Source organism: Ulvibacter antarcticus, from assembly GCF_003688405.1.
GTDB lineage: Bacteria > Bacteroidota > Bacteroidia > Flavobacteriales > Flavobacteriaceae > Ulvibacter > Ulvibacter antarcticus.
Window position 1 is genome coordinate 150,387 of record NZ_REFC01000013.1, and the last position, 11,657, is coordinate 162,043.

The following is an 11,657-nucleotide window of genomic DNA, read 5'->3' on the forward strand; positions in this document are numbered from 1 at the left end:
TATTTCAATGTTAAAGTTCGTATTAATAAGGGTTCAAGATACTAACTACTGTGGAATTAGCAAAGCTAGGAGAGTTTTTTAAGGGTATTTTATGATTTCCAGATCGACCATGCCTTTTTTGCCTGATATTCGAGCATTTTCATTCCGTTGGTAACCCTTGCCCCTTTGGCATATCCTCGCTTAAGAAATTCGGTTTCACGAGGGTTATAAATCAGGTCAAAAAGTAGATGATCACTAGTTAAGAACTGATACGGAATCTGTGGATATTCATGCACTCTTGGAAATGTGCCAAGAGGGGTGCAATTAATTATGAGGAAATGGTTATTTAGTATATCACGATTCAGCTCATCATAGCTTAAAGAATCCTTCGATTTTTTTCTGGAAACAAAACGGAATGTAAATCCCATGGCATTGAGGACATAAGCAACCGCTTTGGAAGCGCCACCTGTACCAAGGATTAATGCGGTCTTTTCTTTGAATGGAAAATAATTGGAGAGGGCTTTTGCAAAACCATAATGGTCGGTGTTATAACCCACCAGCCTTCCATCTTTTAAAATTTTTATCGTATTAACAGCACCAATTTCCTTGGCAACTTTATCAACTTTATTCAGCAATGGAATCACCTCTTCTTTATAGGGGATGGTGATATTCAGGCCTTTTAATTCAGTTTCAGATTTTACAATTTGCAGAAGTTGAGAAATATTGTCCACATCGTAATTACGATAGGTATCCGGTCTTTTTTCCTGTTCAAATTTCAACGTAAAAAACGTCTTGGAGAATGAATAGCCTATGTCTTTACCAATTAATCCGTATTTAGCCATTTTGGGGCGATTTCATTTTTTGGTACCAATCTAAGCTCAGTACAATGATTATCCCTACGAAAATAAAGAAAATCGCAACAAAGGTCTCGAAGGAAAATTCTGATGGTAAGTATCGATCATATCCATAAATAATTTCTCTTCCATTGGCGTCCAAAATGCTGTTTCCTTGACTATCCAACTTTAGCAATTTCGCTTTCCATGGCCAAACGACGCCTAAAGAACCCGCTATAAACCCTATAATTACAGCATAAGTTGCCTTTTTATAATGTTTCAATACGTATCCTAATAAGTGTGAAAGTGATACCAAGCCGGTTAAAGAGCCTAATGAGAAAACTGTTAGGACTTTTAAAAGTTCTATTCTTTCTGTGTTATTTATAAAACTAAAATCGGCTTGAACTAAATCTGCAAAAGTATCGAACAGTGCATTTACTGAATCAACAAGTAACAATACGTAATTACCTAGAAGTATTAGGATAAATGATCCAGATAGACCTGGAAGTGTCATTCCGGAAACACCTATCATTCCACAGAAAAAAACAAAGATTAGATTGCTATTTTCCTTGGCTGGTTCGAGAAAGCTTATGCTTACTCCAGCAATAATTCCGAAGAGCAGATAGGCAACATATTTCCGGTTCCATTCTCCAAAATCTTTGGCAATAAAGTAGATAGAGCCTATAATCATTCCGAAGAAAGCACTCCAAACATACAATTCGTAATTATCAATAAGGAAATCGAGAATCTTAGAAACACTAAAATAACTAATAATCATTCCCAGAATGAGCATTCCTAAAAACTGACCATTAATATAATTGTAGAAACTCTTAAAGCGACCATTAAAAAGCAATTTAAAGGCTTTTCGATTGATCTTTTGAAGCGAATAAATAAACTCCTCATAAAAACCGGCTACAAAAGCTACGACCCCACCAGAAACTCCAGGCACCTTATTCGCGGCACCCATCCCAAGGCCTTTTAAAACAAGCCAAAGCTTATCGGAAATGCTTCGCTCTTCACGCATCTAAATGTCTTTTTTATTTACAGCAAGCCGCTCCAAAAGAAAAATAGTAGCGAAGCCAATTACTGTAAAAATAAGGGCGTATAGCAATTGAGGATCGGCATCATAGTTAGACGGTAGTATACTTCGCTCTAAAAATGGAACTTTTTCTCCCGAATGATTAAGCCTATATTCCAATACTTCTTTCCATGGCCATATCTTATTTAAAGCCCCAATCATAAAGCCAGTTAGTACAGCAAGCGTAAGGTTTTTATGATGCTTGAACATCCAATTTAATACTTTCGAAAAAACTTTTAAACCTGTAATAGCACCTGCCAGGAAGATTAGAATTTTAATCAAAGCATCCGAAAATAGTGCCCAATCCAAGGTAGAAATTCCATCACTTAGTTGTGTAATGGTTCCAATAACAGATTTATATGCTCCAAGAAGTAATAGTATAAAGGCCCCCGATATTCCCGGCAATATCATTGCGATAATAGCCACAAAACCGGCTAAGAACAAAAACCAACTACCATCAGTATCACTAATAGGCTTAGCTAAAGTGATCGCATAAGAAATTCCTGCAGCTATAATAAGCGCAACAATTGTTACCGCTTTGCGATCTTCAATTTGTTTTCCAACATAAACGATACTAGCCAAAACAAGTCCGAAAAAGAAAGACCAGACCAAAATAGGGTGTTCGGCAAGTAACAAGGTAATAATTTTCGCCAACGATAATATGCTTATCGCGACTCCACTAAATAAGGCTAAAAGAAAATTGAGATTATATGATTTCCAGGCTGCTTTAAATCCATCTTTTTTCCAGATTTTGAAAAACCCCAGATCCAACTTGTGAATAGTTTCTATTAGTTCTTCATAGATTCCGGAGATAAAAGCAATGGTTCCGCCAGACACTCCCGGGACTACATCGGCAGCACCCATAGCAAGGCCTTTGGCAGTTATAACAAGGTACTGGAGAAAATTACGGGATGGCATATTCTATTTGTCTAATCCCAAAAATACACAAATTAAAGTGAAGGTTTTTTGTGTTTCTTAATAATTTCTTTAACACTTTTCGACATAAAAACTTCTGGGAATAACTCCTCCAGGATCATAATGAACTCATGCTCGAAACAAAGGCCATTTTTTAAGTGATATTCACCTTTAATAGGCTCTGAAAGATTGTAATATACTCCGGCTAAACGGAATTCTATTTCAGCACATTCTGGATAAAATTCGGCTGCCTGAAATAAATTATTTATGGCTGCTTCAAATTCTCCTAGTTTTATTAATATGTCACAGCGGGTCAGCCACGTGTCTAATTCATAGTTGCCAAGTTCGAGGGCGCGTCTAAAACCTACTTCTGCTTCTTCAAAGAAACTAAGTTTGTTATTAATCTTAGCATATCGCTTCCAGTACAATACGTTCTCACTATCAATATTGATAGCCTTATCAATATAATAAAGCGCTTTTTGGTAGTCTTTAGATTTGCAATAGAAGTCGGTAATGGCGATCCAACCCTTATCCAATAAAGAGTCTTCCTCTACACATTTGGTGTAAAACTGAAGCGCAAGTTCGCTTTTCCCCAGCTTCTCATAACATTTCCCAATACGCAGTAGAGCGAAGGAAGTAGGATCATCGAGACCTAAGGTGATGGTATAACTCTCGATCGCATCTTCAAACCTTTTAAGTTTTTCTAAAACTTTTCCTTTTTCAAGGTATGCACCTATAAAACTGTCATCACTAATGATGGCAAAATCGAAAGCAGCTAATGCCTTTTTAAAGTCTTTTAAAATATGATATTGTTTGCCAACTTGATGCCAGGCTACCTCACAATATGGATTTTTGTTTAGAAAATCATTTAGATAATCAATGGCTTCTTGATTCTGGTCTAAAAATTCGAAACAGTAAATAATGTTGTATAAAGCCGAATAATCTCCTTCTTCGGCTTCAATACACTTCATAAAACTGTTTTTGGCGTTCTCGTAATCTTCCAAAAACAGGTATTCCATTCCTATTAATGACAAAACATCTGTTGGATCACTTGTCAATTCCAATGCTTTCTCTAACAACTGAATGGCATTTTCATGCGAATCTCTTCTGGAAAGTATATTGGCTTTTTGAATATAAATTTCTTCATTGGACTGCTCTATTAAATAAAGCTCGTCTAATAAATTGTCGGCAACGTCCAACTTGTTTTCAAAGATGTACATTTCAACCTGAAACAATCGTAAATTAGTCGAAGTGGGATGCTGCTCCAGTCCAAGTTTTGTCGCTTTCTTAGCTAGTGAGATTTTCCCATTTTCAAGATAATGATGTATGATTTCTTCGAACTCATCGGAGTCGAAAAATAGCACACTATTAGTCTTAAGCATGGATTCAAAACGGGTAAGGGAGAAATTGTTATGCTCGTTAGGGCTCAATTGCATACGCAGCGGTTTAACTGTTTCTTCTAAAATAAAGATACTAATGTGAGGAGAAGTTCAATAGTTGTGCCGCTTTTGTTGTTAACACCTTTATCAACAAGGGTTTTATTCAATCAAACTATTGACTGTCAGTACATTTAACGGGCTTTCCGATTTTCAATTTCATTTAGAACTTCCGTCACAATGGCACATCCTTCTATAATTTCTTCTTCGGAAATGGTTAAGGGAGGGGTAATTCGTACAGCACGAGCTTCAAAAAGTAGCCAAAATAGTACTAATCCACGCTTTTTACAGCTTAGAATTACTTCAGAAGCTATTTCTGATGAGTCAAAAAGTACCGCCAACATAAGGCCTCGACCTCTAATTTCCTTGATTAACGGATGCTTCAGTTGTTTTCTGAACAATTTTTCCTTCGGGAGTGTCTGAGGTATCAAATCTGTTTCCGTGATTTCCTGAAGCGTCGCCAAAGCTGCAGAAGCGATCACCGGATTCCCACCAAAAGTGGTAATATGTCCTAACTTCGGATTATCCTGTAATAGCGACATCAATGCTTCCGAAGCTGTAAAAGCTCCAATAGGCATACCACCTCCCATACCTTTTCCCATTACGAGTATATCGGGGACAATTCCGAAGTGCTCAAAACTGAAAAGCTTGCCGGTTCTGCCAAAGCCCGGCTGAATTTCGTCCAGAATTAGCAAGGCACCCATTTCTTCACATCGTGATTTTACTCGTTTTAGATAATCGTTTTCCGGTTCAATAAATCCCGCGCCTCCTTGAATTGTTTCTAAAATGACAGCGGCGGTTTTATTGGTGATCTTATCTAAATTAGATACCTCGTTAAACTGAATAGGATAGCAATCGGGGAGTAAAGGTTCAAAAGCCTTTTTGCGTTCTTCAAATCCCATCACACTCATGGCACCCATGGTATTTCCATGATAGGCGTTCTGTGCATACAAAATCTCAGTTCTTCCGGTAGCCCTGCGCGCTAACTTCAGCGATCCTTCAATTGCTTCAGTGCCACTATTCACCAAATAGGTTGTTTTTAAAGGTTCCGGGAGCTGTTGTGCCAATAATTTTGCGAGTTCAACCGCAGGCTGCTGAATGTATTCGCCATACACCATAACATGTAAATAACGATCTAATTGTTTTTTAACAGCTCCAACGACTCTAGGATGACAATGCCCTAAACTACAGGCAGAAACACCTGCCACAAAGTCTAAATGTTTGTTTCCTTTTGTATCATAAATATAAGAGCCTTTCGCATGCGATATCTCCATCGCCAGTGGGTGAGGGGTAGTCTGTGCCTGATAGGTAAAAAAATCTTTTTTCATGATACTATTGGTAAAAGATTCACCGATGTTTCAAAGTGAAAGATATTTAATTTTTATTTTCCTGCGTGTCGATAGGGTTGTCTTCGGAAGAATCCTGCTTCGGAGTTAAATCGCTTTCCGTTTCAACTTCATTTTCCCGCGTCATAGGTTTGGGGTCGTCCGGATTAGTCTGAAGGTTTTTCGGAAGCAATTTGGAGGCTTCAGGAATGTTCATTTCGTCTTCAGGGACATCTTCAAAAAATTCACCTTCATCTTCCGGTAATGGAATACCTGTTATTTTCGGTAATATCGGAGGGGGTTTATCCTTAAAAAGATCTTCCTTCCGAAGTAAACGTTCTTCGCCTCTCCATTTAAACCCAGAAAGTTGTCGCGCATTTTCAGGAAATTGAGAGGGCGGATATACCTTCCCATTGGCTTTCTTTATAAACCGGATTCCCGCAATTTTTTGCTCCTCCAAATACATTTGAATGGAACTCGACAAGGTGTTATTTATCCCAACCAGCTCCTGATCTTCATTCCTCGAATAAAAAATCACCTCTGCGTTTTTGTTGATATTTACAGTATCCAATTCGTTATTATGAAAGAGTCCAATGAGCCGTTCACCCTTCACCTGATTGTAACCGGCACTGTCTTTCTGAACTAAGAAAGCATTGTTAAATACCTTCAATGTGTCGAGTTTCTCGGTCACTTTATTCGAAAGCAAGTGAATCGTGTCTCCCGTCATCTGATTTTCGCCACTCCACAATACCGGATTCCGAAGTAATTTGGTGATACCTGTTTTTTGATGCACGAAGATGGAATCGCACTTCCCACTGGTAGGATCTTCACCCGGTGCTCCGGGTTTAAACAAGCGTGCGCGATAAAATCCTTTTACAATCCTGTTGTCAGGTTTCCCTGTAACCTGTAAAGTATCGGCATGCACATAGACCGAATCTCTATCCTGAAGACTAACAGCAACTGCTCTTTTGGTGATAAAAACTGAATCTTTTTCGCGATACACCTCTGCATAATGACCACGGATAATACTTTCATTCACAGTGTCCAAGACCTTGATATTGTTGGTTGCGGAAGCGAAACTTCTGGTTCGGTCAAAGTAAATACTATCCCCATAAAGAATGCGGTTTTCGTAATCTACTCGTGAATTCTTCACAAAATAGCCGTTATCATTACGGGTATCGTAATAACCTCGCTCACAATAGACGGTGCTGGCATCGCTTACAATCGTAGATTCTCCATACAGATATGCACCTCCAGTGTCGGAATAGAAGTCTAATTGCTCAGAATTTACGGTGTATTTGGGATTATTAATTACAACTTTAGATAGGAATTGATACTTTTTAGTTTCAGCATAATACCTGCCAATCCTACTGGTAAGTGTGCTTGCGGTGTCCTTTACAATTCCTCCGGTGCGATAATATGCTTGTTGTTTAATCCTATCGAAGTATAGTGTATCGGTTCGTAAGGTGGTTTTAGGTTCAGTTAATATTACATCACCACTTGCGAAGGCAAATTTTGTATTTCCATTATACTCTGCATAGCGACTATTCATGGTCACTGTATCACCTTGTGTAATCTTTACAGATCCATAGGCTTTTACAAAATTGTCTTTAAGATATACAAAGGCCTGATCGCACCACATCTCGACACCTTCGTGCACAATATATACTTGTCCTTCGGAATCTTTGGTGTAAATAACCGCATCGGGTAATTCAGGTTTAATTTCCAGATAGCCAGATTGTATATCTACTTTTTGCTTCGGAGGAGCTGTCTGCGCCTGAAGCACGCTTCCGAAGAGTAAAAATATAAGGAATACGTAGGTTGAGACTTTCAAAAAGCTTTTGTTTAATTGAATTAACACCAACTACCTAATAAATATTGTCTACCGATGTATAGTTTGTGTTCTATCAGGACCTACTGAAACCACTTTAATTGGAATTTCAAGTTCTTTTTCCAGAAATGCGATATATTCGTTTAATTCCTTCGGAAATTGATCCGGACTCCTCATTTTAGTAAGGTCTTCTTTCCAGCAATCGAAAGTTGTATAAATAGGAGTTACATTTTCAGGCTCGATATTATAAGGTAAGTGTTTGATTGTCTCTCCTTTATATTTATAAGCAGTACAGATCTTAAGATTAGCAAATCCGGAAAGTACATCGCCTTTCATCATCATTAATTGTGTCACGCCATTTACCTCACAAGTGTATTTTAAAGCGACTAGATCCAACCAGCCACAGCGTCTTGGGCGACCGGTAACGGCACCAAATTCGTGACCTACCTTAGCCATTTTTGTTCCAACGGCATCAAAAAGTTCAGTTGGGAAAGGCCCTGATCCCACTCGGGTGGTATAGGCTTTAAAAATTCCGAAAACCTCTTTTACCTTGTTGGGAGCAATCCCTAATCCGGTACAAGCCCCGGCAGCAGTGGTATTTGAGGAGGTTACAAAGGGATAGGTTCCAAAGTCGATATCTAATAACGAACCTTGAGCACCTTCAGCAAGAATAGTCTTTCCTGATTTTATGGCCTGATTTAAATATTCTTCACTATCAATAAATGTAAGCTCCATTAATGTTTTAACAGCAGTGAAAAATTCTTCTTCCATTTCATCCAGATCGTATTGCACATCTACATTATAGAAGGCGATCATGGCTTCATGCTTATTGGCTAATGCTCGATATTTGTCTTTCCAATCTTTCAATTCCAGATCCCCAACACGAATACCGTTTCTACCGGTTTTATCCATATATGTTGGGCCAATTCCTTTAAGAGTGGATCCAATTTTTGCTTTCCCTTTGGAAGCTTCGGAAGCTGCGTCGAGAAGGCGATGTGTTGGTAAAATAAGATGCGCTTTTCTGGAAATAATCAACTTCTTTTTATAGTCGATATTGAATTGATCGAGACCTTCTAATTCTTTTACGAACACAACAGGGTCAATTACCACTCCGTTTCCAATAACATTTATAGATTTCTCATGAAAAATTCCAGAAGGAATCGTTCTAAGAACATGCTTTATGCCGTCGAATTCGAGGGTGTGACCAGCATTAGGACCTCCCTGAAAACGGGCAATGATATCGTAGTTTTTGGTGAGAACATCAACAATTTTTCCTTTTCCTTCATCTCCCCACTGTAATCCAAGTAGTAAGTCTACTGCCATAATGTATTAAGAATTTTCCTGTTTGGTTTCGGTTGTTTTTCTGTTTCCGTAGAAATAAAGAGAGTGTTTAGTGATTTCAATATCAAACACTTCTTCGATTGTTTTTTTGATTGTCTGAATTCGAGGGTCACAAAATTCGATTACTTCTCCATTCGATAGGATAACATGATCGTGCTGACGGTCGAAATACGATTTTTCGTAATGCGCCTGATTTTGTCCGAACTGATGTTTGCGAACCAGATGAGATTCTAAAAGTAATTCGATAGTGTTGTAAAGCGTTGCACGACTAACACGGTAGTTTTTGTTCTTCATACTGATGTACAAAGATTCGATGTCGAAATGATCATCGAGGTCATAAATCTCCTGAAGAATAGCGTAGCGTTCGGGTGTTTTTCGGTGTCCTTTTTCCTCTAAGAAACCTGTAAAAACAGTCTTAACAACAGCTTGATTATTTATGTTGGTTTTCGAACTCATAATAAAGCGCAAAGTTACTCATTTAAACCCTTGTAACTTTATCAATTCCGTTTATTTTTTTGATGTTTTGAACCAAGTTATCAAGAATGGTTTTGTTTTTTACTACAACCACAATTTTTCCAGTAAATACCCCATCGTTGCTATCGAAGTGAACGCTTTTCATATCGATAAGCAGGTTATTTGAAATCTCTTTAGTAACATCATTTACCAAACCTACTGCATCGATACCCGATATCTTCAACTCTGCTTTAAACTCTCGTTGTGTAGAGTCGATCCACTTAGCCGACATGATGCGATAACTGTAATTACTCTGTAATTGTAATGCGTTTGGACAATTTTGTTTATGTATCTTAATGCCTTCATTTACGGTTACAAATCCGAAGACATCGTCCCCGGGAATAGGATTACAGCAATTAGACATCTTATAATCCAATTTGTCCTCCTCTTTTCCGAAGACCAACTGATCATATTTCTCTGTAATCTCGTCTTTATTGACCTCGTCCGGATTCGCAGGCTTCCGAATTTTACTTTTAATAAAACTCATAAGAGCATTGCTTCGTTGGGCAGCGAACTCTTTAAGTTTAGGGTTGTCAATAATCCCGGCACCCACTCTATAGAAAAGGTCCAAGCTTGTTTTTACCTTGAAGTAAACCACTAACTGATTTATGGTCCGCTCATCTAGAGAGAGCTTCAAAGACTTTAATTTTCGGACCAGAATTTCTTTACCATCGGCGGCAATCTGTTTTTTCTCATCTTTCAAAGATGATTTAATCTTAGAGCGTGCCCGTCCGGTGGTGGCATAATCGAGCCAGTTCGCGGAAGGTTTGGCTTTTTCCGAAGTCATCACTTCAACTTGATCCCCACTTTTTAATTCATGACTTAGAGGCACCAACTTACCATTTACACGGGTTCCGCGGGTATGTAAACCGACTTCTGTATGTATACTAAAAGCAAAGTCTAAAGCTGTAGCTCCTTTTGGTACGGAATACAAATCTCCTTTTGGAGTGAAAATAAAAATCTCCTTAGCATAGAGATTAAGTTTGAATTCTTCCACAAAATCTACAGCACTAATGTCCGAATTCTCCAGTGTGTCTTGTAATTTGTTCAGCCAGTCTTCTAATCCGCCGTCATCCTTCTCTTTGTTTTTGTATTTATAATGCGCAGCGAAGCCTTTCTCAGCAATTTCGTTCATTCGCTCACTACGAATCTGCACTTCTACCCATCTTCCTTTTGGCCCCATTACAGTGATGTGAAGGGCTTCATAACCAGTGGATTTAGGAGAAGAGATCCAATCTCGCAAACGGATTGGATTAGGTCTAAAATGATCGGTCACTATGGAATAGATCTTCCAGGCGAGGAATTTTTCATTCTCGCGATCCCCTTTGTAAATAATCCGAACGGCAAATTTATCATAGACTTCATCGAAGCTCACGTTTTGTGCGAGCATCTTTCTGCGAATTGAAAATATGGACTTAGGTCTTCCTTTAATCGTATAGCTTAGTTTTTCGGCATCAAGTGTGTCGCGAATAGTCTTTGAAAAAGCTTCGATATAAGCATCCTGTTCTTCCTTACTATCTTTTATCTTACTAAGTATATCGTGATATACTTCAGGTTCTGTGTATTTTAATCCGAAGTCTTCTAGTTCCGATTTAATATTGTAAAGCCCAATTCTATGCGCCATAGGAGCATAGATATAAAGCGTTTCTGAAGCGATTTTCACCTGCTTCTGCGACGGCATGGAATCCATGGTTTGCATATTGTGAAGGCGATCGGCAATTTTGATAATGATAACACGAATGTCCTCATTTAACGTAAGCAGCATCTTTCTGAAATTCTCTGCCTGCAAAGAAACATCGCCATCATAAGGCATTTTTGAGATCTTCGTAAGGCCATCGACGATTCGAGCTACATTTTCACCAAACATTCGTTCGATATCAGTGAGCGTATAAGTGGTGTCTTCAACGACGTCATGAAGTAGGGCAGCAGCAATAGAAGTTGCGTCCAAACCAATTTCCGAAGCAACAATTTTTGCTACAGCAATGGGATGGAAAATATAGGCTTCGCCAGATTTTCGACGCTGATCTTTGTGAGCATCAACGGCGATATCGAAAGCAGAACGAATGAGTTTTTTATCTTCCGCAGTAAGCGTCCGATAACTTATTTTAAGCAGCTGCTTGTATTGCTTGGCGATTTCCTTTTTCTCCTTTTCTAAAACTTCCTCTGTCATAAATCTAAAGTACTACTTCGTGTAAGAATACACAACAAAATTTAGTGTACAGTTGGATGTTTTAATTAGTTAGCAGTTTTCTACTAAGGTTAGCAGTCTCAGTTCTCAGTTGCAGTATTCAGTTGGCAGTCGCAGTTTGCAGTCTCAGTCGTGGTGGTCTCAGTCTCAGTTTCAGTTGCAGTATTCAGTCGCAGTCTCAGTTGCAGTATTCAATCGCAGTTTAAAGTTGAATTTTA

Annotated in this window: 9 protein-coding genes; all 9 read right to left on the minus strand. The window is 38.5% G+C overall.

Translation table 11 applies throughout. From position 1 onward, the window contains the following. Window positions 1-89: 89 nt before the first annotated feature. On the minus strand, window positions 90-821 hold the full coding sequence (locus BXY75_RS09550; RefSeq protein WP_121907526.1) for a shikimate dehydrogenase family protein: 732 nt from the start codon (window positions 819-821) through the stop codon (window positions 90-92). Next, on the minus strand, window positions 814-1,836 hold the full coding sequence (locus BXY75_RS09555) for a DUF368 domain-containing protein (protein WP_121907527.1): 1,023 nt from the start codon (window positions 1,834-1,836) through the stop codon (window positions 814-816). The genes BXY75_RS09550 and BXY75_RS09555 overlap by 8 nt, the downstream gene beginning before the upstream one ends. Beyond that, a complete protein-coding gene (locus BXY75_RS09560; protein ID WP_121907528.1) occupies window positions 1,837-2,808 on the minus strand; it encodes a DUF368 domain-containing protein in 972 nt (323 codons plus the stop codon). A 32-nt stretch (window positions 2,809-2,840) separates the two neighbouring features. Beyond that, window positions 2,841-4,241: a tetratricopeptide repeat protein gene (locus BXY75_RS09565; RefSeq protein WP_121907529.1), complete on the minus strand. Its 1,401-nt coding sequence runs from the start codon at window positions 4,239-4,241 to the stop codon at window positions 2,841-2,843. Window positions 4,242-4,375: 134 nt separating this feature from the next. Continuing rightward, window positions 4,376-5,569 (minus strand): aspartate aminotransferase family protein, encoded by a 1,194-nt coding sequence (locus BXY75_RS09570; protein WP_121907530.1) that lies wholly within the window; start codon window positions 5,567-5,569, stop codon window positions 4,376-4,378. Between the two features lie 46 nt (window positions 5,570-5,615). Further along, window positions 5,616-7,400: an OstA-like protein gene (locus BXY75_RS09575; RefSeq protein ID WP_121907950.1), complete on the minus strand. Its 1,785-nt coding sequence runs from the start codon at window positions 7,398-7,400 to the stop codon at window positions 5,616-5,618. 48 nt (window positions 7,401-7,448) lie between these two features. Beyond that, a complete protein-coding gene (locus tag BXY75_RS09580) occupies window positions 7,449-8,720 on the minus strand; it encodes an adenylosuccinate synthase (protein WP_121907531.1) in 1,272 nt (423 codons plus the stop codon). A gap of 6 nt (window positions 8,721-8,726) precedes the next feature. After that, on the minus strand, window positions 8,727-9,194 hold the full coding sequence (locus BXY75_RS09585; RefSeq protein WP_121907532.1) for a Fur family transcriptional regulator: 468 nt from the start codon (window positions 9,192-9,194) through the stop codon (window positions 8,727-8,729). 22 nt (window positions 9,195-9,216) lie between these two features. Next, on the minus strand, window positions 9,217-11,421 hold the full coding sequence (locus tag BXY75_RS09590; RefSeq protein ID WP_121907533.1) for a RelA/SpoT family protein: 2,205 nt from the start codon (window positions 11,419-11,421) through the stop codon (window positions 9,217-9,219). Window positions 11,422-11,657 lie beyond the last annotated feature (236 nt).

What these genes read in the sequence shown, in the direction of transcription:
- BXY75_RS09550 (WP_121907526.1), bottom strand. Translation starts at nt 821, where the DNA reads ATGGCTAAATACGGATTAATTGGTAAAGACATAGGCTATTCATTCTCC.
- BXY75_RS09585 (WP_121907532.1), bottom strand. Translation starts at nt 9,194, where the DNA reads ATGAGTTCGAAAACCAACATAAATAATCAAGCTGTTGTTAAGACTGTT.
- BXY75_RS09570 (WP_121907530.1), bottom strand. Translation starts at nt 5,569, where the DNA reads ATGAAAAAAGATTTTTTTACCTATCAGGCACAGACTACCCCTCACCCA.
- BXY75_RS09560 (WP_121907528.1), bottom strand. Translation starts at nt 2,808, where the DNA reads ATGCCATCCCGTAATTTTCTCCAGTACCTTGTTATAACTGCCAAAGGC.
- BXY75_RS09580 (WP_121907531.1), bottom strand. Translation starts at nt 8,720, where the DNA reads ATGGCAGTAGACTTACTACTTGGATTACAGTGGGGAGATGAAGGAAAA.
- BXY75_RS09555 (WP_121907527.1), bottom strand. Translation starts at nt 1,836, where the DNA reads ATGCGTGAAGAGCGAAGCATTTCCGATAAGCTTTGGCTTGTTTTAAAA.
- BXY75_RS09590 (WP_121907533.1), bottom strand. Translation starts at nt 11,421, where the DNA reads ATGACAGAGGAAGTTTTAGAAAAGGAGAAAAAGGAAATCGCCAAGCAA.
- BXY75_RS09565 (WP_121907529.1), bottom strand. Translation starts at nt 4,241, where the DNA reads ATGCAATTGAGCCCTAACGAGCATAACAATTTCTCCCTTACCCGTTTT.